The sequence below is a fragment of the Agarivorans sp. QJM3NY_33 genome (assembly GCF_050870865.2).
Taxonomy (GTDB): Bacteria; Pseudomonadota; Gammaproteobacteria; order Enterobacterales; family Celerinatantimonadaceae; genus Agarivorans.
This window is the reverse complement of record NZ_CP194039.2, coordinates 3,228,879-3,254,010: the sequence shown is the minus strand read 5'-3', so window position 1 is coordinate 3,254,010 and position 25,132 is coordinate 3,228,879. Positions and strand designations below refer to the sequence as shown.

General features: G+C 44.8%; 18 protein-coding genes and 1 other annotated feature. Of the genes, 10 read left to right on the top strand and 8 right to left on the bottom strand.

Features of this window, described 5'->3' with window-relative positions:
- The first annotated feature begins 71 nt into the window (after positions 1 to 71).
- The 3 genes from gshA to luxS are packed head-to-tail and all read left to right on the top strand — an operon-like array spanning position 72 to position 2,842.
- On the top strand, positions 72 to 1,649 hold the full coding sequence (gene gshA / locus ACRRSY_RS14610) for a glutamate--cysteine ligase (RefSeq protein WP_432463553.1): 1,578 nt from the start codon (positions 72 to 74) through the stop codon (positions 1,647 to 1,649).
- 19 nt (positions 1,650 to 1,668) lie between these two features.
- Entirely contained in the window at positions 1,669 to 2,280 is a 612-nt protein-coding gene (locus ACRRSY_RS14605) for a hypothetical protein (protein ID WP_432456169.1), read from the top strand.
- Between the two features lie 52 nt (positions 2,281 to 2,332).
- Positions 2,333 to 2,842, top strand: a complete 510-nt coding sequence (luxS, locus tag ACRRSY_RS14600) for an S-ribosylhomocysteine lyase (protein WP_432452501.1) — start codon at positions 2,333 to 2,335, stop codon at positions 2,840 to 2,842.
- 217 nt (positions 2,843 to 3,059) lie between these two features.
- Here the strand turns inward: luxS and ACRRSY_RS14595 are convergent, their stop codons facing one another.
- Together ACRRSY_RS14595 and ACRRSY_RS14590 are read right to left on the bottom strand one after the other, a co-directional pair.
- On the bottom strand, positions 3,060 to 4,340 hold the full coding sequence (locus ACRRSY_RS14595) for an HlyC/CorC family transporter (RefSeq protein WP_432452502.1): 1,281 nt from the start codon (positions 4,338 to 4,340) through the stop codon (positions 3,060 to 3,062).
- Positions 4,341 to 4,408: 68 nt separating this feature from the next.
- Entirely contained in the window at positions 4,409 to 5,203 is a 795-nt protein-coding gene (locus tag ACRRSY_RS14590; protein ID WP_432463552.1) for a cytochrome C assembly family protein, read from the bottom strand.
- A 390-nt stretch (positions 5,204 to 5,593) separates the two neighbouring features.
- Between ACRRSY_RS14590 and ffh the strand changes: the two genes are divergently transcribed.
- A complete protein-coding gene (gene ffh, locus ACRRSY_RS14585; protein ID WP_432452504.1) occupies positions 5,594 to 6,988 on the top strand; it encodes a signal recognition particle protein in 1,395 nt (464 codons plus the stop codon).
- A gap of 160 nt (positions 6,989 to 7,148) precedes the next feature.
- Here ffh and ACRRSY_RS14580 read toward each other — a convergent pair whose 3' ends face one another.
- The 5 genes from ACRRSY_RS14580 to hpf form a co-directional block, all read right to left on the bottom strand.
- Positions 7,149 to 8,945 carry an alpha/beta fold hydrolase gene (locus ACRRSY_RS14580; protein WP_432459710.1) on the bottom strand — a complete coding sequence of 599 codons (1,797 nt, stop codon included), beginning with the start codon at positions 8,943 to 8,945 and terminating at the stop codon, positions 7,149 to 7,151.
- A gap of 126 nt (positions 8,946 to 9,071) precedes the next feature.
- Entirely contained in the window at positions 9,072 to 10,379 is a 1,308-nt protein-coding gene (locus tag ACRRSY_RS14575) for a hypothetical protein (protein WP_432463551.1), read from the bottom strand.
- Positions 10,380 to 10,405: 26 nt separating this feature from the next.
- Positions 10,406 to 11,392 (bottom strand): thrombospondin type 3 repeat-containing protein, encoded by a 987-nt coding sequence (locus ACRRSY_RS14570; protein ID WP_432463550.1) that lies wholly within the window; start codon positions 11,390 to 11,392, stop codon positions 10,406 to 10,408.
- 211 nt (positions 11,393 to 11,603) lie between these two features.
- The gene (gene aroF, locus ACRRSY_RS14565) at positions 11,604 to 13,607 is read right to left on the bottom strand and encodes a 3-deoxy-7-phosphoheptulonate synthase (protein ID WP_432452508.1); all 2,004 of its coding nucleotides are present in this window, start codon (positions 13,605 to 13,607) and stop codon (positions 11,604 to 11,606) included.
- A gap of 14 nt (positions 13,608 to 13,621) precedes the next feature.
- Positions 13,622 to 13,748, bottom strand: a sequence feature (Phe leader region).
- An 86-nt stretch (positions 13,749 to 13,834) separates the two neighbouring features.
- Complete coding sequence (hpf, locus tag ACRRSY_RS14560; RefSeq protein ID WP_432452509.1) at positions 13,835 to 14,209, bottom strand: ribosome hibernation-promoting factor, HPF/YfiA family; 375 nt, start codon at positions 14,207 to 14,209, stop codon at positions 13,835 to 13,837.
- Positions 14,210 to 14,480: 271 nt separating this feature from the next.
- Between hpf and ACRRSY_RS14555 the strand changes: the two genes are divergently transcribed.
- From ACRRSY_RS14555 to ACRRSY_RS14530, 6 genes are all read left to right on the top strand, one after another.
- Positions 14,481 to 16,688 carry a putative bifunctional diguanylate cyclase/phosphodiesterase gene (locus tag ACRRSY_RS14555; RefSeq protein WP_432452510.1) on the top strand — a complete coding sequence of 736 codons (2,208 nt, stop codon included), beginning with the start codon at positions 14,481 to 14,483 and terminating at the stop codon, positions 16,686 to 16,688.
- A 225-nt stretch (positions 16,689 to 16,913) separates the two neighbouring features.
- A complete protein-coding gene (locus tag ACRRSY_RS14550; RefSeq protein ID WP_432463549.1) occupies positions 16,914 to 18,686 on the top strand; it encodes an extracellular solute-binding protein in 1,773 nt (590 codons plus the stop codon).
- A gap of 6 nt (positions 18,687 to 18,692) precedes the next feature.
- Entirely contained in the window at positions 18,693 to 19,784 is a 1,092-nt protein-coding gene (locus tag ACRRSY_RS14545; RefSeq protein ID WP_432459704.1) for a microcin C ABC transporter permease YejB, read from the top strand.
- 2 nt (positions 19,785 to 19,786) lie between these two features.
- Positions 19,787 to 20,839 (top strand): ABC transporter permease, encoded by a 1,053-nt coding sequence (locus ACRRSY_RS14540; protein ID WP_432463548.1) that lies wholly within the window; start codon positions 19,787 to 19,789, stop codon positions 20,837 to 20,839.
- Between the two features lie 10 nt (positions 20,840 to 20,849).
- The gene (locus ACRRSY_RS14535) at positions 20,850 to 22,421 is read left to right on the top strand and encodes an ABC transporter ATP-binding protein (protein WP_432463547.1); all 1,572 of its coding nucleotides are present in this window, start codon (positions 20,850 to 20,852) and stop codon (positions 22,419 to 22,421) included.
- A 35-nt stretch (positions 22,422 to 22,456) separates the two neighbouring features.
- A complete protein-coding gene (locus tag ACRRSY_RS14530; RefSeq protein WP_432463546.1) occupies positions 22,457 to 24,397 on the top strand; it encodes a transglycosylase SLT domain-containing protein in 1,941 nt (646 codons plus the stop codon).
- Here the strand turns inward: ACRRSY_RS14530 and pdxH are convergent.
- Entirely contained in the window at positions 24,387 to 25,040 is a 654-nt protein-coding gene (gene pdxH, locus ACRRSY_RS14525) for a pyridoxamine 5'-phosphate oxidase (RefSeq protein WP_432459700.1), read from the bottom strand. The two genes, ACRRSY_RS14530 and pdxH, sit on opposite strands and share 11 nt — an antisense overlap.
- Between the last annotated feature and the right edge of the window lie 92 nt (positions 25,041 to 25,132).

Sequence of the window (25,132 nt, the reverse complement as noted above, 5' to 3'; positions counted from 1 at the left end):
GGGTGGTAAAAGGATGCTAAGCTCGTTATGCTTTGCTGCACCAAGCGCTTTAACAAATAGTGAGTTTGAATTTGACTCAACAGTTTTCTAGACGGCTTGCGCAATTAAGCGCAGCAATGGCGGATACCGGCGTACAGGGTATTCAACGTGGTATCGAGCGAGAAGCTTTGCGAATAGGTGAGCAAGGTAAGTTGGCTAGCAATGGTCATCCAAAGGAACTTGGTGCGGCTTTAACTCACCCTTTGATTACCACCGATTATGCTGAAAACTTGCTGGAATTTATTACCCCAGTTTCTGATAGTGTAGAGCAGTTGTTATCGCGTTTAACTGATATACATCATCAAGCATTAAAAAAACTCGATGGACAGTGTCTATGGCCGCTTAGCATGCCTTGTTATATTGGGAATGAGCAAGATATCATTTTGGCTGACTATGGTCAGTCAAATATCGGCAAAATGAAGCATGTTTATCGACAGGGATTACGTCATCGCTATGGGAGTGCGATGCAGGTGATCTCGGGGCTTCATTATAACTTTTCGTTGCCTTCGAGTTTTTGGCAAGCTTTGCAAAAAGTTGAAGGGGATAGCCAAGATTTATCGGCGTTTATCTCGCAACGTTATATGGGATTAATCCGCAATTTCTACCGTTTTGGCTGGATGGTTGCGTATTTGTATGGTGCATCTCCAGCTCTTTGTGGTTCCTTCATGAATGCAGCTGAAAGTCAGTTAGACTTTCAGCACATGGGGAAAGGTACTTTGTACCTTCCCTTTGCAACCTCCTTACGTTTGAGTGATTTGGGTTATACCAGCGCGGATCAAAACCAGTTAGAGATTAACTATAATAGCGTTGAGGAATACGTGCATAGTGTTCGGGAAGCGGTGAGTACTCACTCTGATGGCTTTGCTGATATAGGGGTAAAGGTCGATGGTGAATATCGTCAGCTGAATGCGAATATCTTACAAATTGAGAATGAGCTATATGCTCCTATCCGAGCTAAGAGAGTGGCCAAACCGGGTCAAACTCCTTCACAAGCGTTGGCAGCAGACGGTATTGAATACATTGAAATTCGCGCTTTAGATGTCAATCCCTACAGTGCGGTTGGTGTCACCGAAGCACAAGTGAGGGTGATTGATTGTTTGTTATTGGCTTGTACCTTAATGGACTCACCGGCGATGAGTCATGCCGAATTACAAGCTTGTCGAGACAACTTTAACCAAGTCGCTATTCAAGGGCGTAACCCTTCTCTTGAACTCAATATTGCAGGTAAACAGCAGCCATTGCCGCAGCATATTGAAGAACTGTTTTTTTATATGAAACAAGCTGCCGAGCTACTCGATATCAAGCGTAGTCAGCCTGATTTTGCGACGGCTTTAGCAGAAGCTATTCAAGATGTGAGCAACGATAATAGCTATTCAGCATATTTTTTACGCTTGTTAACTACACAAGCTGCAGATAATAGTCATTTGGGCTTGCGGTGGGCGGCAGAATATCGTCAACAGATGCTGAATCATCAACCGACTAACTGGCAAGAAAAAGATTTTGCGGCCATGGCTAAGCGGAGCTTTATCGAGCAGCAGTCGATAGAAGCAGCGGATGATATGGATTTTGACCAATTTTTAATAAAGTATTTTGAAAATGCGAATCAATAAACCTGTAAACCTGACGCGGATGACACGCTGTTTATTAGCCTCGCTTGGGCTGGCAATGCTGGCGGGGTGTAGTAGTGCCCCGCCGAGAGATCCCGAAAATATATGTAGTATTTTTGAGGAAAAAAGTGATTGGTATCAGTCGGCCAAAAAAATGAATAAGAAGTGGGGAACGCCGGTCCATGTTCCTTTGGCAATGATGTACCAAGAGTCGAGCTTTAAACATAATGCTCGACCACCGATGGAGTATTGGTTTGGCTTTATTCCGGTGGGGCGTGCGAGTTCGGCCTATGGTTATAGCCAAGCAAAGACTATGACTTGGGAAGACTATGTTAGAGAAACGGGTAACTCATGGTCTTCGCGGAGTAATTTTGATGATGCCATCGATTTTATGGGCTGGTTTACTTATAAGACTCATAAAATTAATGGTGTTTCCAAGTGGGATGCTCGCAATCAATATCTTAACTACCATGAAGGTTGGGGGGGATATAAACGGGGCTCTTATAAACAAAAGCAGTGGCTCGTCAAGGTTGCCAATCGGGTTGACCAACGGTCTAAGCGTTATGCCGCACAATATAGTAAATGTAAAGAAGATCTAGATAGTAGCTGGCTATGGCGGCTATTTTTTGCTTGAATACCCTATAAATTAAACTCCGCTTAGCTGAGTATATCCGAGAGAGATAATCATGCCTTTATTAGATAGTTTTACTGTTGATCATACCCGTATGCATGCACCTGCGGTTCGAGTCGCCAAAACCATGGCTACCCCTAGCAATGATACGATTACCGTTTTTGACCTTCGCTATTGTGTGCCTAATGAAGAGATATTGTCAGAGCGTGGTATCCACACGCTAGAGCACTTGTATGCAGGCTTCATGCGTGAGCATTTGAATTCTGAGCAGGTTGAAATTATCGACATTTCTCCTATGGGCTGTCGTACTGGTTTTTATATGAGCTTGATTGGAAGCCCTTCCGAGCAGCAGGTGGCTGAAGCTTGGTTAGCTTCGATGCATGATGTATTGGCGGTGAAAAATCAAAATGATATTCCTGAGCTAAATGAGTATCAATGTGGAACTTATACCATGCACTCTTTGGATGAAGCCAAAGCTATCGCGAGTCAGATCATTGAACGTGGTATTAGTGTGAACAAAAACGAACAATTAGCCTTATCTAAAGATATTTTGGGAACCCTTTAATACCAAATCTGATTCATTATATGATCAACTTATTGCGCAGAATAAATCTGCTGATAACAAGCTATGAAGTGAAGTAACTCGTGGTTTTAATTACAAGATACATCACGCAGTTAGCGGTGATTTAGACCCGTAAGAATGAATAGCTAATGAGTTAGATTGGTATCAATAGGCGCTTATAAAACTAAAAAGCCAGCAAAATGCTGGCTTTTTAGTTGCTTTAATTTGATTTGGGTTTGTTATAAAAAGCAGGCATAACTCGCGCTAGGCTCACCGTATTATTTTCAATTTCAACAATTTCTATGGGATAGCCACTCAGTCTCAAGCATAGGTTGGCTTCAGGGATATCTTCTAAATATTCGATGATCAAACCATTTAAGGTTTTAGGACCATCAATAGGAAAAGACCACGCCATTTCTTTATTGAGGTCGCGAATGTTAACCGTACCTTCAATTAAGTAGCTTCCATCAATTTGTGGATGAATTTCATCGCTGGGGGCTGGTGCCATGCTCGTGGTAAAGTCACCCACAATTTCTTCCAGAATATCTTCAAGCGTCACCAAGCCTTGAATATCACCATACTCATCAACAATTAGCCCAATCCGCTCTTTGCGGCGTTGAAACTTTAATAACTGTACATTAAGTGGGGTGCCTTCTGGGATGAAATAAATTTCCTTGGCCGCGCGTAACATTGAGGTCTTATCAAATTGTTCACGAGATAGCAGCCTCAGCGCATCCCTAGAGTGGACAAAACCAACCGAGTCATCGATAGAGTCGCGAAATAGCAAGATTTTAGTATGCGTACTTTGAGTGAGTTGCCGAAGAATGCTATCCCAATCGTCATTGATGTCGATCGCTGCAATTTCGTTGCGGGGGATCATAATGTCATCAACGGTGACTTTTTCTAGATCGAGAATACTGAGTAGCATGTCTTGGTGGCGTTTCGGGATCATCGTCCCCGCTTCATCGACTACGGTGCGTAATTCATCAGGATTTAAAGCCTCATCGCCCTTGCTATTCGGATTCACACCCAACAGGCGTAATATTCCATTCGTCACTGCATTGGTGGCCCAAATCACAGGGAATAGCAATTTCATGAGTGGGCGAAGTAACAGTGAGGCTGGAAAGGCAATCCGTTCAGGGTAGAGTGCCGCCATGGTTTTTGGTGTGACTTCAGCAAAAATCAAAATGGCGAAGGTTAGTGCCAGTGTTGCGATCGCTACACCGACATCGCCGAATAGGCGTAAGCCAATAATGGTGGCAATTGCTGATGCCAAAATATTAACTAAGTTATTGCCAATAAGGATCAAACCGATCAGCCGATCAGGACGCTGTAATAGCTTGTCGACCCGTTTTGCCGCTTTATGTTTGGTATTGACTAAGTGCCGAAGCCGATATCGATTAAGCGACATCATGCCAGTTTCGGAGCTAGAGAAAAAAGCAGAACAAACTATGAGGAACACGAGCAGTATTAATAAGCTACTCGTTGAGATGTCGTTCAAACAGGAAAATCCTTGGTAAATATAAGGGACTAATTTATATGTTGAGTTTAAGGGCTGTCAAGTGATGTTTATGAGCCGATGATGATTTCTTTAACAAAGCGTGAGCCAAAATAGGCGAGAGTGAGCAAGATTGAGCCACTGACAGTCATCACAACCACTGTTTTACCTCGCCATCCCCGATAATGTTGTCCCCATAATAAACTAGCGTAAATTATCCAGGCCAATAGGCTAAACAGTGCCTTATGAGCCTGCCCATGGGCAAAAAACTGATTTAAGAAAATGAAGCCGCTGAGTAGCGAGATACTGAGTAATACAAAACCTAGTCGAATTAGAGTAAATAGTTGTTTCTCAATTCTCATTAATGAAGGTAACGCAGGGTGGATTGCGCCAGGCTTATGCCGCTTCAACGTCCAATCTAGGTAGGCCATTTGCAGGGCATAAAGGCTGGCAATCATTAACACCGTGAATGTTGCAAGCGCGACGCAAATATGGATCAGCACCTGCGGTTTTAGCTCTAGATGAAGAATATAATCACTTGGAATTAATACCGCTAAAAATATGCTGATAATCGAAAATAGGTAAGCAACTGGAAGGATAAACCAAAGTTTAAAGGGCTTCGCCAGTACGGTGACACTCAAGGAAATTAATAGGCTCACTAAGGCTGCGACATTGAATAGACTAAGGTCTTGGCCTTGGGCTAAAAATAAATGCTGAAATTCCCATATGCCATGCAGAGCCATGCCACAGGCGGCACTTAGCCACAGCCACTTATTGGCGCCAGCCTGTTTATTCAGCAGCCCAGAAATGCATACATAGGATGCTAATAGATAAAATATGGTGGTAGGGAGTACCAATACATTCATGATTTAAAGCTAACTAACTAATTGTTTGAAATCAGTATACTCGGCCTATCCAATCAGAGCTAGAATTAGCGTTTAGAAAATGTTGCTTGCTAACCATTGATCTTTGGTGATTGGTGTTTTTCGGTGAGAAACGGCGTTAAATCATGGTGATAGGTTCTCCTTAAAGCGAGAAAAATTTAATTGAAAGCTTTGGGTTGAAGCCTCCATGCGGCATTTCTCACCATTTTCGACGCGCTATTGCTTGCTTTTGTCGACTGGCTCAGCGGTGTAGGCTCCACCTTTTCGCAAGATCCGATAAACAGCTGCAAAAATAATCTCGAAAGATAAACAGGCCCTAGGGTATAATGCCAGCGCTGAACGATGCTCGTTATATGATCAACAGGAAAAAGCATGTTTGAAAACTTATCTGATCGACTCTCGAAAACCTTAAAAAATATTAGTGGCCGTGGCCGTTTAACCGAAGACAATATCAAAGATACGCTACGCGAAGTTCGGATGGCTTTATTGGAAGCCGACGTTGCTTTACCTGTGGTTCGTGAGTTTGTAAAAAAAGTAAAAGAACGTGCCTTAGGTCAAGAAGTTAACAAGAGCCTTAGCCCAGGCCAGGTATTTGTTAAAATCGTACAGCAAGAGCTTGAAGCGGCGATGGGGGATTCTAACGAAAGCCTCAATTTGGCGGTACAACCGCCAGCCGTGGTGATGATGGCGGGTTTACAAGGGGCGGGTAAAACCACCAGTGTCGCCAAACTTGCTAAGTATCTGAAAGAACGTGAAAAGAAAAAAGTGATGGTGGTCAGTGCCGACGTTTATCGTCCGGCGGCGATCAAACAGTTAGAAACCCTCGCCACAGAAGTGGACGCAATTTTCTACCCGAGTCACGAAAAACAAAACCCGGTGGATATTGTCAACGCAGCCATTGTAGAAGCGAGAAAACAGTTTGCTGACGTATTAATCGTCGATACCGCTGGTCGTTTACATGTTGATGAAGACATGATGGACGAAATTAAGGCCTTGCATCAAGCGGTTGACCCAGTCGAAACCTTATTTGTGGTGGATGCGATGACTGGCCAAGATGCTGCAAATACGGCTCAAGCCTTTAATCAAGCACTGCCGCTTACTGGTGTGATCTTAACCAAGACCGATGGTGATGCGCGTGGTGGTGCGGCGCTGTCGATCCGTCATATCACTGGTAAGCCGATTAAATTTATGGGGGTTGGTGAAAAAACCGACGCTCTAGAACCCTTCCATCCAGATCGTATTGCGTCACGTATTTTAGGGATGGGTGATGTTTTATCGTTGATTGAAGAAGTTGAGCGTAAGGTTGATAAAGATCAAGCGCAAAAACTTGCCAAAAAAGTACAAAAGGGTAAGGGGTTTGATCTAGAAGACTTCCGCGAGCAGTTGGTTCAAATGAAGAATATGGGCGGCATGATGGGCATGCTGGATAAGTTGCCCGGTATGGGACAAGTCCCCGCTAACGTGAAAGATCAAATGAATGATAAGTTGACCAATCAAATGGAAGCTATCATTAACTCGATGACACCGGGTGAGCGTAAGCAACCGGAGATCATTAAGGGCTCGCGTAAGCGTCGAATCGCTGCTGGTTCTGGGACTCAAATTCAAGATGTAAACAAGTTATTAAAACAGTTTACTCAAATGCAGAAAATGATGAAGAAGATGTCGGGTAAAGGTGGCATGCGTAAAATGATGGGCCAAATGAAAGGGATGATGCCTCCAGGTGGGATGGGCGGCTTCGGCGGTGGCAGAGGCCCCGGTCGTTTTTAGTCGTGACCCTTGAGACTAAAACCCAGCGCCTTGCTGGGTTTTTGCTTTTTAGCGGATGCTTTTGTTAAATATAGGTGCGACCTAGATGTATAGCAGAGGCAAATTCAGGGGCGTGTCACGTCGCAATGAATCTGTCCTAGCAGACCGTTAGGTGAACTATCTACACGACGCATTGCTCAGCCATGTGGTGGCTTTCTTTTATATGCTTGAGTATTTTGTCCCAGCAATGATAAATCAGCAGATGACCATGTGGTTTCAATTCATATAGTTTGGTATTGGGTAGCGCGTTACACAATAAACGAGCGAGTTGAGCAGGGACGTGCTGGTCTTGGCTACCATGCCACATGCTGATGGGGGTTTCTAAGGCTGAAAAGTCGATTGACCAGTCTTGACTTAATAAAGTAAGTTCATGAGAAAATGCAGTCGGTCCTTGGCGCATCGCTTCTCGAAAAGCTAATAAAAAGTTATTCATCAGCTCTGGCTCTGAAAGGGCATTGGCATCACTTTCACATAAAAATTGGTAAACTTGATCGAAGTAACGTTCAGGATTGTCCATTACATTACGCGCAATAAATGTAAATAGTGGGTGGATAATACTGGGGGCATTGAGTGCGATATAAGCCAATAGTTTATTACTGGTTTTTACCCCATGTAGTAGTTTGATTGGTTGATAAGGCGTCACGCTACTAATCAATGTTGTGTGAATGATACGTTCAGGGGCCAGTGCTGTGAGAGCTAAAGCAAATGGTCCGCCGCCGCAGAACCCCGCGACGCAAAACTTTTCCAGTTCTAATCGGTCCGCGAGTTGTAGAGCGTCTTGGGCCGATTGCTCCAAGCAAGGTTTATCGCTTGCTGTTGTGAGGCCAAACCCAGCGCGATCAGCAGTGATTAATCGCAGCCCTTGCTCATATATCAAGTTTTTATTGGGGTGTTGTTGCAGCCTTGAACCCGTGCTCGGATGGAACATGATAAGCGGCAGGTCACTGCTTCGACCAATATCGCTATAGCCAAGCTGGCGTTCGCCGAGTTTCAGTTGATGGTGGTAACAAGGCGCGTTCAGGTGTTGCTGTTGTAATAAACTGGTGACAGTGGATACTGATGTTTTGTTGGTGGCGCTACTTGTAAGCGCAAGTTTGATCAGTTCGCTTTGCCTATGGCAGCCAGTTTTCGCAAAAATAGCTTTCAATTGGCTGCGTACGGTATTGATTGAGACTTTATTTTTTTCGGCAATTTGATGCAGAGTGCGTTCTTCAAGCAGTAGTGCCACAATTCGTAATTCCGCAGGACTGATGTTGTAGCTTAAAGCAAAACCTTCAAGATCAAGCTCCACCTGTGCTTCCGCGCAGGCGATTAATGCCAGTACTTGTCCAGTCTGTTGCCATCTATCCATGACTCTTGAGAGGTTTAAGCTAATCGGTTGCGCTTGGAAACTTTCACGGAGTTGCAGAGTTAATGAGTGGTGTTGAGGGTTGGCGGCGGATAGCTGCTCAATCGCTTGATTGAATTGTCGCTGAAGATGGTGTTCGGCTAATTGCAGTCGATTATTGTATAAATTTATTGCGGTGGTTTTTTCTAAGGCATGTCGCGCTTGTTGATTGAGTTGCAATACTTCACCCGCTGCGGATAAAAGCAAAGCGGGTAAGGGAAGTTGCTCAAATAGTTGTTGCTGTAAGGCTTGTTGATCTTGTTCTTTGGTTAGTTGTTGGCAAATTTGAGCACTGCGTTGTAAGTGGTCGACTAAGTGTTCGAATGACGCAGTTGGTGAGATGGGGCTTATCGTGTGCAGTTGTCCAGCCCCCATACTCAGCATTGTCTGCTCGCTGACTTGCTGTTGAGATGATAATCGGGGCAGTAGTTCAACAATTTGTTCTAATAATTCAGGCCATAATGCAGGGTTTAGTGAGGTATCATAAATCTTAGCGATAAGGTGTTCAGATAGTGGCTCCGTGTTGTGCATAATACCCTTTCATTCGATGCTTTCGTCTAAGGAAATGAAAATCACGTTAACTAGACCGACGACAAAGATAAAGCAAAATTAGATGCTAACTGTAAAAAGTTAGCATCTAGATCAATTGACCATGATTTAGTTCATATTTGGACAATCGTTGGGAAAGCCTTTATTGCTGGCGTATGACCAGCCATCTACATTGGCATAGCGGTTAAAATTGTTACACATAGCATCAATCGGGTAGGCAAGTTCAAAATAGCTAAATCCGCCGAAGTCACTATTGCTGCTCGCGGTGCTACCAAGTACAAAGCTTTCATTTGAAATGACGCTAGCGTTACGTACAAACAAAGCACTGTTTATGGTGAAATTGGCGGCATCGACTTTCGCAGATTGAAGTTCCACTTTGTCTGCGTAGACTTGCTTGGTCCATAGGCTAGAGCCTGAGCGAAGCGTGAGTTCTGCAACGGGGTCATTGAGTGTACCGATAGCATCTACGTCGATCGAGGCATTACCTTCCAATTCGATATTGTTGGCAGTCATTGTGTTTCCGCCCAAAGAGGAAGAGCTACCGATATAAACTGTGTCCGCTCTTAGATCGCCTTCGATTAATAGACCACCATTATTAAATAGGTCTAACTCGTTTGCCATGCTGGCATTATATACGGTACCGCCTGCATTGGTGCGTATTCGCAAGTTATCAGCCAGCAAGGAACCTTCGCCAAGGTGCTTGAATCCAGATGCGTTACTTGCGGTTAATTCAGCACTGCTTAAATTGGTATATTCCATGCTGCTTGCGGTATCAAGTAGGATCAGTTGCGCTTTACCTTCGGGAGAAAAAAAGAATAAACGAGATGATAAAGTTGCAACAAACTTTAAACCGTCGACATCATCGTTATATACGATCGATGACGTTCCTGTCGCCAGTAATTCACTGCCCGCAGGGTAAGTGTTATTTTCAAAATAGACGGCGCTTCCTGCATCGATGAAGGCTGCACGATTACTATCGGTGTTGCCTAAAATGCTGGTGCCGATGATATTCACATCCTGCTTACCAACGACTTTGATTAAGCTATCAATGCTACCACCAGTGATTTTAATGTTGTCACGACTGATCACAAGTTCAGCATTGCCATCACCGCCGCAGGTTCCTGTTAGCGTTAAACTCACAAAACGCTCCGAGCCAGGGTTGGCAAAGTAATCGTTGAGCGCATCGGCATTGCTAGCACAGTCAATATCGAGCGTAATGGCCTGATTGTTTGGGGTGGTACTTGAGTTTGCCAAGCGCTCTAGGTAGCTAAAATTGCCGTTCATCTCATTGGCTTTAATGGTCTCTCCTGCTTTAAACGTGGTTAAAGTTGTGGGGCTTGTATCGGCGACAGCTATTCCAGTGCTTAGTACGATGTAGCAGGTGAGCATTGAGAGTGAATTATTAAACTTTTTCATTATCTGGTCCTTTAGATATTTTTAAATTATTGCCATGTAGCTTGGTCAAATACGGCCTTATCAAAAGTTGCGGCTGGCTTGGGCTCACAAGCATCCCCTATGCCGTTGTCGTTGCTATCGGTCTGCTGGCTATTGGCGACATTTTTACAATTATCATGGTTGTCACCGACACCATCGTTGTCTGAATCTTGGGTTTCACTGGCATTGTTGGGGAATTTATCAGCATTATCGCCGATGCCATCGTTGTCACTATCGCTTATTTCATTGGCATTATTCGGATAACGATCTTGTTTATCTAATACGCCATCGTTATCGTCATCGTCGTCGTCAATCACCTTTGCCAGTTCACCGTTGTTAATGATGATGGTTTCCTCTTCAGTGACGCTTGCAAGCAATTGTTTATTTTGTTGATAGCTTTCGACGATTTGACTGGCCGCACCCGCCGACAGGCTATCAATCGGCATTAATTGCGCTTCAACGAGTAGTTGCGCATAGCGTGCTGTTTCACTGTTTTGTTGACTGATAAAGTCACCGAGGATACTTTCAGGATCAATATGCAAGTCATTCGCAATTGCCTGCTTGGCTTGTTCTACGCTTAATTCGCTATCATTTTGCATTGCGAGATGCACTAAGGTTGAGAGCGGCGATATCTTGGTTTGTCCTGCCGGAGCAGCCATGAGATAACTAAAACTAATGGTTTGCTCTGGCGCGTCTTCGTCGATAGTTTGTCCTGCAATTGCCTTGACTACAATGGGGTATTTTGCGTAATCGGGGTAGTCGCTAACAATGAGAATCGCTTTGCCGCCTTCTCCTGATGTCGCAATTGGTTCTCGATTGTTCCATATATAATCGCCATTGATATCCAGCCAAACTGAAGCGTTTTGTAGATAGCCGTCGATGGCGGTCGCTTCGAGTGTTAACTGGCCAATCGGTGGTTTATCTTCACCTCCGCCGCAGCCACTTAAGCTTATCGCCATCCCAACTGCTAAGGCTAAAGGATGTAGTTTTTTCATGATTGTCCCTTTATGAGTTGATCTGCCAAAGTGATAGATTTGGCGACCTCAAGATATAAAAGAGGCCATTTTCACGCATCACCTAAATGGGTGATAGGAAGGAAAATAACGGGTCAACTAAGGGCGAGGTTGGTCTTTGGAAAGGAGAGTTGAATTAGCCAGCGCCTTAGCGCTGGCTTGATTGAAGCAAGATAAATGACCAGCGAAGTGTTTAATAAAGCTCCGCCATAAGTTGTTTGAATTGATTAAAATCCAGTGATTTATCGGTATCAACACTCGCTTCACTAGGGGCCGGGTGAGTACATAAAATTACTCCGTCTGCACCAAGTAATTTTGCGGCCTTGGCCAAGGGGGCGATAGACTCGATGTTCTCTACTACTTCTCCTGGATTGACCACGATGGGTAAGTGAGTTTTTTCGCGTAACAGGCTGATGGCGCCTAAATCGAGGGTGGTCTTGGTTTTGCCTTCTAGCGTTCGAACGCCGGCTTCACACAGAATCACCTGTTGATTGCCCTGCGCTAGAATATAGTCAGCAGCATGTAACCATTCCTCTAGGGAGCACATATTGTTACGTTCCAACACAATTGGACGAGTCGACTTGCCTAATTCCTTCAGCAAATGGAAGTTTTTCATATGGCGTGAACGAACATGCAAAATATCTGATTTAGCGGCAAGGGCGGCGACTTGGTCGACGTAACTCACTTCCGTCATGATGGGGAGCCGATATTTTTTGCCTGCGGTATTGAGATAATTTAAACCTTCTTCTCCTAGTCCCTGAAAGCTATAGGGTGAACTGCGTGGTTTAAAGCAACCTGCGGCGAGAATAGCGGCTCCTGTTTCTTTTACCGTTGCTGCACAGTTGATGATTTGTTGCTCCGACTCAACTGCTCCGGGGCCAGCAAAAGTAATAAAGTCTCCCCCTCCTATTTTCACATCACCGACTCGTACCACGGTATTCACTTGTTTATGACTGCGACTCGAAAGCGCGCCATCAGCCTGAATGGTTTTAATTAAGCTCGGTGTTTCTGTTCCTGAGTTTTGTTGGTGAGCGAGTATCGCCAGCGGGATCTGGGTTGGATCAACATTTTCGCTGGGATAACAGCCTAACACCTTAATATAGCGGGTTAGGCGGGTTAACTCTGCAAGAGCCGCTTGCATTTGTGGGGAATTAACGTTGGCCGATACATCGACATAAAACATTTCTTCCCATGGATTACCTTGTACCGGGCGAGATTCTAACTTACTCATATTAATGCTGTGCTCACGCAATACCAGCAAGGCTTCAACCAGTGAACCTGGCTGTTGGGCTGTTGACATAATAAAGGTCGTGCGAGCAGGGACTTGATCTGCAACTTCAATCGGCTTGCGTGAAACGACGATAAAACGAGTATAGTTTTGTTGTTGATTGGCAATATCTGTTTTGAAGGCTCGCAGACCATACATCTCTCCACCAAGTTTACTGCCGATCGCGCCGATACTCAGATCATCACTGGCGGCGACCATTTCCATCGCTTTAGAGGAACTATCGACAAAATCAACTCGGGTTCCGGGCAGTGTTCGCAGGTATAGACTGCATTGCTGGTAGGGTTGGGGATGCGCATACAAGGTGGTTACCTGTTCTAACTTTGCCTCAGGGTTTGCAAGAATACAATGGTCAATGGCAATCGATAGTTCTCCAACAATTGAGAGACTCGTGTGTTGCAGCACATCATAAACTTCGTTAATACTACCAGAACTGGTGTTCTCTATCGGTAACATGCCGTAATCCGCTTGACCAGACTCGACGGTATCGACAATATCCTGAAAACCACTACAGCCAAATTCAACAATTTGCTTTTTGTAACGAGAGAAGTATTGATGGGTGGCGATATTGCTATATGAGCCTTTGTTGCCCAGGAAGGCGACACGTACCGCTGGTGCAAGTTTATCGGGGTTGGTTATCCCTTGCAGAAATGCTTGCTGTGACAGAACCGAATCTTCGATGATGGTGTGATAAAGCTGGGTGACATAGTGCGCATCAAGGCCAAGTTCGCGCCCTTTGGTGATCAGTTTAACCAGTAGTTGTTGTTCACGTTCTTGATCGCGAATCGCCTTTGGGGATTCAATTTTACTTTTAGCCACTTCAACGCTGAGTTGGCGACGCTCAGTCAATAAGCTTAATAAGTTTTGGTCGAGCTCGGTGATTTTTGTTCGGATCTGCTCTAAGTCTGCCATTTATTATTCCCTGTAAAAAAAAAGCCTCCCGGTAGGAGGCTTTATGGATCTGTGTGTTTTCGTTTTTACACCAATTCCGTCCGCCTCCCTAAAAGGGTGGAGTAAAAAAGAAACCAAACAAAAATCGGATTGTAAATATTTTCATGCGACCAGACTAAAAAGCAATCATCTTAAAGTCAAGTAATACCAAGCAAATTGATGCCTGGTATTACTGTATTATCGAAAGCCTATGCGGCTTCTTCATCATCGTTATTCGGCTCGCCATCATCAATCTCGGCAGGCTCTCTTAGGAATTCTTTTCCTGAGCGACTCGCTCGATGTGCATTTGGCTTCTCTTGGAAGCGATGTAATTGTCGCTCTAGCTTGTGTCCAAGATTATTGATGGCGGTGATGAGGTCCTGATGCTCATCACTGGCAAATAGTTGTCCATTGGGTAAGTTAATTTTAGCTTCTACCTTAACCTTCTTGTTATCGCTAATAATAATAACTTTTGGTGAGATTAATGGGATTTGGTTTTTTTCTAACTTTTCAAAGCGCGTGGCAATATGCTCACGAATGGTTGGGGTAATGGAGATTGTTTTGCTGGTAATATCAATAATCATAAGCCTCCCAAAGACTATCTAGTAATTATTTCACTTTCAGCATACGATCTTTAAAAATAAAAAAACAGACATTCGTCACATTTTTTTAGCGCTTGAATTTGTTCGAGTATGATTGTGACTTGTTAGTGAAAAGTATTATAAATTGCTGAATAATGCTTGAATATTGTTGGGTAATTCGGCACATTGGATGGGATAACAAGCAGTTGGTGTTAACCCGTCGGTCACGCTAAGTTCGTAACCGAAAAAGAAAGTCGTTGTAATTTTAATCGATATGGATGGCGTCATAGATACTACACCTTTGCTGAATTCATCTTCTGGTCCTTCCGAGTTAGCGGTTTCAATATCTGAGTTCGCTCTTGTATTAGCTCGTCAGCCCAGTCAACATTTCTTTTCTGAATTGGTTCGTCAATTGGCAGAGCGCTGTGGTGCTTGCGAAGTTTATGTTGCCCGTTTTGATTCTCGTTTGGCGAATGTACCCTGTATTGCTTATTGTCGTGATGGTCAATTGTTTTCTAGAACCTTAAGCCCTGTCACGCCTCAGTTATTGGCTGATATTCGATATCAGGCTATGACTCTCTCAAGCGATTTAGCAGAGCAGTATCCCGATTATGCCTTCCTTCCCTCCGAGCTAGCGCGTAAGCCCTCAGGCTTTTTAGCATTACAAATTGTTGATGATGCAAAGCTGGTGGCTTATTTAGCGCTAACTTTTGTGGCTTCGGAATTTGATTCGGAATTTGTTAAACAACTCTGTTTGCCATTTATGGAGCGGATTGGGACCGAATGCTCTTTGTTACAAGAGAGCGAAGCGTTGGCGCTCTCAGCGGTGGCGTTTGAAAGTAATGACGGCTTATTGATTACCGATGCAGACTATCGCATCGTGAAAGTTAACACCGCGTTCTCGCAAATTACTGGTTATCGCCAATCGGAAGTATTAGGTGCCGAGTTGACGGAGGTTTTTGGTAGTCCAAACCCAGTGTTTATTGACGCTGTGGATGGTTCCGTTCGGCGTAAAGGTGAAGTCGAGCGCTTGAGAAAAAATGGTCAAAGTTATACTCAATCAGAGACCATTACCGCGGTAACGAATGCCGACACGGGACAGAGCCATTATGTGGTGAATATTCAAGATATCTCGGCCAATATTGCATCGGAAAAACAAATTCAACATTTAGCCTATTTTGACGAGCTAACGGGTTTACCAAATCGGCGAAAATTACGTGAAGAGTTAGACAGTTGTTTTAACCGCGCTAAAAAGAGCCATGTGATTGGAGCCTTGCTGTTTATCGATTTAGATCATTTTAAAAATATTAATGATTCTTTAGGGCATGCCGCAGGCGACTGGGTATTACAGCAGGTCGCGCAACGTTTACAAGGTTTGATCCGCCAAGGCGATGTATTGGCTCGTTTAGGTGGCGATGAGTTTGTCCTGTTACTGGCTGATCTCGGCGGAAGTCCGCCTCATGCAGAACAACAAGCGCACTTAGTTGGAAAACGTCTTATTAAAACCATCTCTGCACCTTATCCCTTCGATGGTCAATCGTTGCATATTGGTGCCAGTGTGGGGATTACTTTATTTCCGGGAAAGGGGCAGACAGCAGAGGATCTGCTCAAGCAAGCTGATACAGCGATGTATCAGGCGAAATCGGCGGGGCGACGTACCGTGATCTTTTTTGAAGATGGTATGCAGCGGCAAGCGGATAAACGTTTGCAAATGCACAATGCATTGCGTAGCGCTTTAGCCAATGAAGAATTATTGGTTTATTACCAGCCACAACATATGGTCGCTACGGGTGAGTTAGTTGGGGCGGAGGCCTTAGTACGTTGGCAGCCTTTGGGGAAGAGTTTGGTGTCGCCGACCGAATTTATCCCCATCGCTGAAGAATCCGATTTGATAATCGATATTGGCATGTGGGTACTTGAACAAAGCTGTAAACACATGGCTAAATGGCAAGCGATGGGCTTAACGCTGCCAGAGCTTTCAGTTAATGTGAGTGCCAAGCAATTCCATCATCCTGAATTTGTTGAGAAAGTTGAAGATTTGATGATGCGTTATGATATCGATAATGCGATGTTAAATTTGGAAGTGACCGAGTCGGTGGTGCTCGGGCATGCCGAGGATACGATTCGTAGAATGGAACAGCTAAAGGAATTAGGGCTGCGTTTTGCTATCGATGATTTCGGCGCGGGCTATTCTTCATTAAGTTACCTGAAACGCTTACCTGTGGATGAGCTGAAAATCGACCGCTCCTTTATTCGTGATATTCCTCGTGATAGCCGTGATATGGCGATCGTTGATGCAGTATTAGCAATTGCCCGTCATCTTGGTTTTACGGTGACAGCTGAAGGCGTGGAAACGCGTCAGCAATTAGAATTTCTGAAGCAACAAGGTTGCACCTTTTATCAAGGTTTTCTATCCAGTAAAGCGATCCCTGCCGATGCGATGGAACGATATATTCAACGTTTTCAGCGTAAATTTGCTTAAAAGCTCTTTATCTTTTAGTTTCTAGTCGGTTATAACTACAGCCATAGGGTCTGTTGCCAGCTGGGGTGGATTTTTATACAGGCTAAGTTTGTCACGATGTTTTTCGTTGCATTCATGGCCTTTATAGTGAGTATTGTGGTGAACTTGAGCCTATTTCACCAGGACAGTTCAACCGATTCTGCTTAAGTTGAACATTCTATTTTTATTTGTGAGGACGCGCTTATCATGACACGACTGCTATCGGCACTTTGTATTTTGCTTATTGGTTTTGCTCACGCCGAGGAATTTAGTCGTTCTCACGCGCTGGTGATGCATGGCGAGCCAGCCTTAGCTGCTGATTTCTCTCATTTACCTTATGTGAACAGTGATGCTCCGAAACAAGGGCGTATCACTTACGATGCATTGGGAACCTTTGATACTTTCAATCCCTTTATTGTGAAGGGAAATCCTGCCGCAGGGATTGGTCAAATATACGATACCTTGATGGCCTCTAACGATGATGAAGCATTTTCTCGCTATGGTCTGCTCGCCGAAACCGTTGATTTACCAGCCGATCGCTCTTGGGTACGCTTTAATTTACGCCCACAAGCTCGTTTTCACGATGGTCACCCAGTCACCGCGGAAGATGTGGTCTTTACCTTTCATTTACTGATGGAAAAGGGGGCGCCTCATTATCGGGCCTATTATGCCAGCGTGAAAGATGTGGTGGCAGAGTCTCCGCTGAGTGTGAAATTTAGTTTTGTTGATGGCAATAATCGCGAATTACCGCTGATTCTTGGTGAGTTACCAGTGTTACCCAAGCATTATTGGCAGCAGCATGATTTTAGTAAAGCCGATTTAACCCCCCCTTTGGGTTCCGGGCCTTATCAGTTGGATAAGTTTGATATTGGGCGTGCGGTGAGCTACCGCTTGGTCGATGATTATTGGGGCAAAGACTTAGCGATTAATCGCGGTCGTCATAATATTCAAACCATCGCATATGAATATTATCGTGACTCTTCGGTGGCTTTAGAAGCCTTTAAATCGGGACGGATTGATTTTCGCTTAGAAACCAGCGCCAAAGATTGGGCCACCGCATACAACGGTCCGTTGTTCGCAGAAGGTAAAATTCATACCGATAATCTGAGAAATGAAAATCCGCAGGGGATGCAGGGTTTTGTCTTTAATACTCGGCGAAGTGTGTTTAGTCAGCGAGGCGTGCGCAAGGCTATTGGTTTATTGTTTGATTTTGAATGGACTAACGAGCAGTTATTTTATGGCGCTTATACCCGTACAGAGAGCTATTTTGCGGCTTCCGAATTGGCGGCAACCGGGTTACCTAAAGGGGGCGAATTAGCCTTACTGACGCCATTTAAAGCGCAGCTTCCGCCAGAGGTATTTAATCAGCCATTTCAGCTCGAACGCACCCGAGGCGATGGGAATATTCGCCCGCAAATGCGCGAAGCTTTAGCCTTGCTTAAAAAGGCTGGATGGACTTTGAGCAAAGGTAAGTTAGTGGATGTTCATGGTAAACAAATGCATATCGAAATTTTGATTTATCAGAAGAATTTTGAGCGAATTGTTTTGCCCTATACACGCAATTTACAAAAAATTGGAATTAGTACTGAAGTTCGGGTGGTGGATGTTTCGCAATATATCAACCGCGTACAGAAATTTGATTTTGATATGATAGTGGGTAGTTTTGGACAGTCTTCTTCACCGGGTAATGAGCAGCGTGGTTACTGGGGCAGTGCAGCTGCCGATCATTTTGGTTCACGCAATTACATTGGGGTGAAAAGTTCGGTGATTGATGAGTTGGTTGGTGCAGTGATTGCTGCTGATAGTCGAGCCGCGTTGGTGGATGCCACTCGCGCTCTCGATCGGGTTTTGTTGTGGTCTTATTATGTGGTCCCTCAGTGGCACCTTAATACTTGGCGTATCGCCTACTGGGATAAGTTAAAGCGACCGACACGTAACCCCAAATTCTCGCCTGGTTTGGATACTTGGTGGGTCGAATAAACGACCATGACTAGTTATATTCTGCGACGCCTGTTACTGATGATCCCTACTTTATTGGGGATTATGACGCTTAATTTTGTGATCATCCAGTCAGCCCCCGGTGGTCCGGTTGAGCAAGCTATCGCCAAGATCCAAGGGATTGATACTTCAGCGACTCGTCGGGTAGATTCGGGGGTCGATAGCGAAGTTATCCAATCTAACGCTGGTGCAAGTTCTAGTTCATATCGTGGCGCGCAAGGTTTACCCCCAGAACTGGTGGCGGAGTTAGAACAGCTCTACGGTTTTGATAAACCCTTGTATGAACGTTATTTTGATATGTTGGGGAATTACTTGCGGTTTGATTTTGGGGATAGTTTCTATCGGGATAGCTCGGTGGTTGACCTCATTATTGAAAAAATGCCGGTGTCGATCTCCTTAGGCTTGTGGACCTCGCTATTGGTTTATGGGATTTCGATCCCGCTTGGGATCCGTAAGGCAGTGCAACACGGTAGCCGTTTCGATGTGTGGAGCTCAACTGTGGTCACGGTTGGTTTTGCTATACCTAATTTCCTGTTTGCGATTATGTTGATCGTACTGTTTGCAGGGGGCAGTTATTGGGATTGGTTTCCACTGCGAGGGCTTACCTCTGCTAATTGGCAGGAGTTAAGCTGGTTGGCTAAAGTGGGCGATTACTTTTGGCATCTGGCCTTGCCCGTCACCGCGATGGTGATTAGTAGTTTTGCGACTCTTACCATGTTGACTAAAAACTCCTTCCTTGATGAAATTAATAAGCAATATGTATTAACCGCAAGAGCCAAAGGGCTTAGCGAAAATCGCGTGTTGTATGGTCATGTATTTCGTAATGCGATGTTGTTGGTGATTTCCAGTTTACCAGCGACCTTGATTAGCATTTTTCTAACGGGTTCTTTCATGATAGAGGTGATTTTCTCCTTAGATGGTCTTGGTCTGTTGGGTTTTGAGTCGGTAGTTAATCGAGATTACCCGGTGGTATTTGGTACTCTGTATATCTCAACCCTTATCGCTTTGTTGCTCAAGTTAATCAGCGACGTGACCTATACCATGATTGATCCACGGATTAATTTCGAGGGGAGGCGTTAACCATGGGCTTAGTCGCGCAGTGGCTGCGAGTAAAGGCCAGCCCAATTACCCAACGCCGTTGGTTGCAATTTAAAGCGAATCGACGTGGTTATTGGAGTTTTTATTTATTTTTGTTGCTGTTCTTCGTTAGTTTGTTTGCCGAGTTTATTGCCAATGATAAACCGTTGCTGATTTCCTATCAGCAACAGTGGATGATGCCGATCATCACCGAATATAGCGAGCTGCAGTTTGGCGGAGACTTAGATATTGAGGCGGATTACTCCGATCCTTATATTCAAGGTTTAATCGAGCAGCAAGGGGGATGGTTGCTATGGCCTCCAGTGAAGTTTTCTTACGACAGCATTAATTTTAATTTGACGGTGCCTTCCCCCTCACCCCCTACATTTGACAACTGGTTAGGCACCGACGATCAAGGACGCGATGTATTTGCTCGCTTACTTTACGGTTTTCGCTTGTCGGTATTATTTGCGCTGGTATTGGCAGTTACTAGCTCTGTGATTGGCGTCGCGGTTGGCGCCATACAAGGTTATTTTGGTGGGCGGGTTGACCTTTGGGGTCAACGTTTTATCGAAATATGGTCGGGGATGCCGCAGTTGTTTTTACTCATTATTTTATCGAGCATCATTCAACCGAGTTTTTGGTGGCTACTTACAATCTTGTTGTTATTTAGCTGGATGAGTCTGGTTGACGTGGTTCGAGCTGAATTTCTTCGAGGTCGTAACCTCGAATATGTGAAAGCTGCTCGAGCCTTAGGGGTAAGCGATCCAGCGATTATGGCACGGCATATTTTACCTAATGCGATGATTGCAACTTTGACATTTTTACCTTTTATTTTCATTGGAGGTCTGACAGCCTTAACTGGTTTAGATTATCTAGGTTTTGGTTTACCGCCAGGTTCCCCTTCATTGGGAGAGATGGTTGCCCAAGGTAAAAACAACCTACAGGCACCTTGGCTCGGTATTACTGCTTTCCTATCGATGTCGATTATTTTAATTTTGTTGGTGTTTATTGGCGAAGCGGCGCGTGACGCCTTCGATCCCAGAAAGCGTATTTAGGTAGCGGCTTGTGAAAAAACTATTAGAAATTAACCAGCTATCGGTGTGCTTTGGTTTGCCTGACCCAGTGGTTAAAGATGTCAGCTTGGAGTTGATGCAGGGTGAAACTTTAGCTCTGGTCGGTGAGAGTGGCTCGGGCAAATCGGTAACCGCCTTGTCGATTCTGTCTTTACTGGGCGGGAATGCCAAAGTGAGTGGTCAAATTTGGTTGCAGCAGCAAGCCTTGTTAAATCAACCAAGCAAGACGCTGCAAGCGCTGCGAGGTAACCAAATTGCGATGATTTTTCAGGAACCTTTAACCTCGCTCAACCCCTTGCATAGCGTAGAGAAGCAAATTAGTGAAGTACTCTATGTTCATCGTGGTATGGATAAGCAGCAGGCGCAGCAGCGCGTCTTAGAGTTACTCGACTTAGTGGGGATCGAACAACCGGAAAAACGTTTGGCTAGCTTTCCTCATCAATTGTCGGGAGGGCAACGTCAGCGGGTGATGATTGCAATGGCCCTGGCCACCGAGCCAAAACTGTTAATCGCTGATGAGCCGACAACAGCCTTAGATGTCACTATTCAGCAGCAAATTTTAAATTTGCTTAAACAGTTGCAACAACAGCTAGGGATGGCGATTTTACTGATCACTCATGATTTAAATGTGGTCCGTGGTTACGCCGATCGTGTGGCGGTAATGCAAGCTGGCCAACTGGTTGAAGTGAATGATTGCGCGGCGCTGTTTGCGGCGCCTCAGCATGCCTATACTAAAACTTTGCTCGATTCTGAGCCGGTTCGCCAAAGCCTCTGTGATGCACAGGCGGAAACTTTACTGAAGGTTGTGCAGCTGAAGGTATGGTTTCCCATTAAACAGGGTTTTTGGCAGCGAACCGTCGACCATATTAAAGCGGTCAACTTAGTTGATTTTGAATTAAAGCGAGGTGAAACCTTAGGTATTGTTGGGGAAAGCGGTTCAGGGAAAAGTACCTTAGCGCAGGCGGTACTGCGTCTGATTGACAGCCAAGGTGAAATTTATTTCAAACAGCAAGCCATTCAAGCTTATGGTGTTAAACAGATGCAGCCGCTGCGTCGTTTTATGCAAATAGTCTTTCAAGATCCGTTCTCTAGTTTGAGTCCACGAATGACGGTAGCGCAAATTATTGGTGAAGGTTTAAGTTTGCATTTTGACCTGAGCAAACAGCAATTAAAGCAAGCCGTTGCGGAAGTGTTGCTCGATGTTGGTCTCACGCCAGATGTGATGCACCGTTATCCTCACGAATTTTCCGGTGGGCAGCGTCAACGTATTTCTTTGGCTCGTGCTTTGGTACTGAAACCAGAAGTCCTAATTTTGGATGAACCCACATCTGCTCTCGACCGAACCGTACAAAAGCAATTGCTTGAATTGCTGCGTCAGTTACAGTTTAAATACAATTTAAGTTATTTATTTATTAGCCATGACTTAGCGGTTATTCGTACGCTAAGTCATCGGGTGATGGTCATGCAATATGGGCAGGTGGTGGAGCAGGGTGCAACTGAAGCAGTTTTTTGCCAACCTCAGCAAGAATATACTCGCCGATTAATTGATGCTGCGTTAATCTAAAGATTGATGGTAGCAACAATTAGGCGTGACAGACTATGCCACAGTGGTTTTGGCAACTATGTGTTTTTCTGCTCTGTAGTGGCTTAGGCTTCGCTCAGGCAGGGCAATTAACGCCGCAGCAGCAAGCCTATAAAGACGTGCGGCAATTGCAACGCGCAGCGAAGTGGACACAAGCAGAGCAATCTTTAAATCAACTTAAAGACTACCCCTTGTTTGATTACCTACGTTATTACCAGCTACGAGGACAGATCCGCACTGTTAGTCGCGCCGAAGTAGAACAATTTATCGGCGCGAATTCATTGTCTTATTTAAGTAATGCGATGCAGCGTCGTTTTATGTTAGAGCTTGCCAGAAGGGGAGAATGGCAAAGTTATTTAGAATTTTACCCTCAGTTGCCGAATAGCATCGACTTACAATGTCATTATTATTATGCCTTATACAAAACCGGAGATGCTCCTCAAGCATGGCAAGGTGCCAAAAAACTGTGGTTGCACGGTCGCTCTAGACCGAAGGCCTGTGACGTTTTATTCACCCATTGGCAAAAAGCGGTTAAAATCAGCGATCAATTACGTTGGCAACGGATGCTGTTGGCTTTTCAAGCGCGGCAGATTAGTTTATTAAAATATCTCGGTAAATCTCAGTCCAAAATACATCAACCAGAGGTGAAGTTATTGGTGAAAGCCTATACTCAGCCAGCTGTTGTTTTGAGCTCCGGACAACTTAAAATTAGTCAATCGAGGTCTCATCAGCAAATTGCCTTATTAGCAATAAAAAGGTTGGCGAGGCGTGATTTGGCTGCAGCGGTGGGGTATTTGACGCGTTGGGCGAAGCCCTTAAGTCAGTCAAATCAGTTGTATTTAAACTGTGAGCGAAGTTTGGTCCGCAAGGTGATTGGTCAGCCAACTCCGGTTTTGCTGAAGTGGGCCGACCGCCAGCTTCGTTTACATCCTGATAGCCATAGTATTGAGCAGCGGGTTCGTTTAGCGATTGCGCAGCAACAGTGGGCGCAGATTAGTCTATGGTTAGCGCGATTACCTGAAGCGACTCAGCGGCAGGAGCGTTGGCGTTACTGGCAGGCTCGCTCGATGCTTGCTTTGGGACAAACCGAGCTTGCTATGGCCAGCTTCGATAAACTTTCCGTAGAACGAAGTTACCATGGTTTTCTTGCTGCTCAATATTTAAAGAAGCCATTTCAACTCCAAGAGCAGCAACATCGTATGAGCGCTGCTGAACTTAAGCAAATCGACCAGCATCCAGTGGTGCTCAAAGTCAAAGAGCTATTGGCCCTAGAAGAGTATTATTCGGCGCGTTCCGAATGGGATCATTTATTAAGGCGCTCCAAGTTATCGCGCCAGTTAGATTTAGGGGCTCTGGCCCTTAGTCATAACTGGCAAGACATGGCGGTACAGGCGTCAATCATTGCAAAGCAATGGGATCAACTGCAAATGCGTTTTCCTTTGAGTTTTGCTCAAGAGTTTGAGTATTTTGCGAATAAGCGCCAAGTAGAAGCTAGTTTATTGTACGCCTTAGCGCGTCAAGAAAGTGCGATGTATCCTTTGGCACAAAGTTCGGTTGGCGCACGTGGCTTGATGCAGTTAATGCCAGCGACTGCGAAACACACCGCGAAAAAAATTGGTTTTAAGTATCGTTCACGAAGTCAACTATTTGAACCGGAAGATAATATTCGTTTGGGGAGTGCCTATTTAGACAGTTTACTTGACCGTTATCAAGGCAATCGTATCTTGGCTGCCGCTGCTTATAATGCTGGCCCGACACGGGTTAGTCGTTGGCTTGCCAAGTCAGGCAAGGTACCTGCCGATGTATGGATAGAGTCGATTCCGTTTAAAGAAACACGCCATTACGTACAGAGCGTATTGGCGTATCAAGTCGTATATCAATATCGGCGTAAGCAACCGCTTCAATCTTTACTTACTCCACAGGAGTTAAGTTACTCCTATGGTGTGCCTAAGGGCTAAGGCGGTCCGCTTTCCAGCCCTTGGCGTCGCAACTATAACGGAAGCGGTCATGCAGACGATCGGCTTTACCTTGCCAAAACTCAATTGTATCGGGAATGACTCGGTAGCCACCCCAAAACTCAGGCAGTGGCACCTCTTTATCTGCAAACTCTTGTTTGCAATTGCTGACTTGTTTTTCAAGAATACTACGGTTTGCGATGACTTGGCTTTGGTGGCTGGCCCAAGCACCAATTTGGCTGCCTCGTCCGCGGCTATGGAAGTAGTGCTCGGACTGTTGTTGAGTGACTCTTTCAACACGCCCTTCAATGCGAACTTGGCGTTGTAAAATATTCCAATGAAAGGTTAAACAAGCGAGAGGATGAAGCTCTAACTCCTGTCCTTTTCTACTCGAATAATTGGTGTAAAAAACAAAGCCCTCTGCGTCAAATTCTTTTAACAATACGACTCTAGCCGAAGGACGACCATCAGCGCCTACCGACGAAACTGTCATTGACTCAGGCAGTACAATTCCTGATTTTTTGGCTTGTTTAAACCATTCCCCAAATAGCTCTATGGGATCTTCTTTGCCAGTCGGCTCAGGAAGCGAGACCAACACTCCTTGACCCAAGGTTAAGGCACAACGTAACTTACTAATAAATGACATAATTAACTTACTTAATTAGTTGATGCAACAAGTAAAAAAACTCATTGCATGAAGCAGCAACGGATATCTAAATTTAAACTATAGTTTACACT

Coding starts and splice junctions, on each gene's coding strand:
- ffh (WP_432452504.1), top strand. CDS start 5,594: ATGTTTGAAAACTTATCTGATCGACTCTCGAAAACCTTAAAAAATATT.
- ACRRSY_RS14555 (WP_432452510.1), top strand. CDS start 14,481: ATGGATGGCGTCATAGATACTACACCTTTGCTGAATTCATCTTCTGGT.
- ACRRSY_RS14575 (WP_432463551.1), bottom strand. CDS start 10,379: ATGAAAAAGTTTAATAATTCACTCTCAATGCTCACCTGCTACATCGTA.
- ACRRSY_RS14540 (WP_432463548.1), top strand. CDS start 19,787: ATGGGCTTAGTCGCGCAGTGGCTGCGAGTAAAGGCCAGCCCAATTACC.
- ACRRSY_RS14580 (WP_432459710.1), bottom strand. CDS start 8,945: ATGCACAACACGGAGCCACTATCTGAACACCTTATCGCTAAGATTTAT.
- luxS (WP_432452501.1), top strand. CDS start 2,333: ATGCCTTTATTAGATAGTTTTACTGTTGATCATACCCGTATGCATGCA.
- ACRRSY_RS14605 (WP_432456169.1), top strand. CDS start 1,669: ATGACACGCTGTTTATTAGCCTCGCTTGGGCTGGCAATGCTGGCGGGG.
- ACRRSY_RS14570 (WP_432463550.1), bottom strand. CDS start 11,392: ATGAAAAAACTACATCCTTTAGCCTTAGCAGTTGGGATGGCGATAAGC.
- ACRRSY_RS14530 (WP_432463546.1), top strand. CDS start 22,457: ATGCCACAGTGGTTTTGGCAACTATGTGTTTTTCTGCTCTGTAGTGGC.
- ACRRSY_RS14550 (WP_432463549.1), top strand. CDS start 16,914: ATGACACGACTGCTATCGGCACTTTGTATTTTGCTTATTGGTTTTGCT.
- aroF (WP_432452508.1), bottom strand. CDS start 13,607: ATGGCAGACTTAGAGCAGATCCGAACAAAAATCACCGAGCTCGACCAA.
- ACRRSY_RS14545 (WP_432459704.1), top strand. CDS start 18,693: ATGACTAGTTATATTCTGCGACGCCTGTTACTGATGATCCCTACTTTA.
- ACRRSY_RS14590 (WP_432463552.1), bottom strand. CDS start 5,203: ATGAATGTATTGGTACTCCCTACCACCATATTTTATCTATTAGCATCC.
- hpf (WP_432452509.1), bottom strand. CDS start 14,209: ATGATTATTGATATTACCAGCAAAACAATCTCCATTACCCCAACCATT.
- pdxH (WP_432459700.1), bottom strand. CDS start 25,040: ATGTCATTTATTAGTAAGTTACGTTGTGCCTTAACCTTGGGTCAAGGA.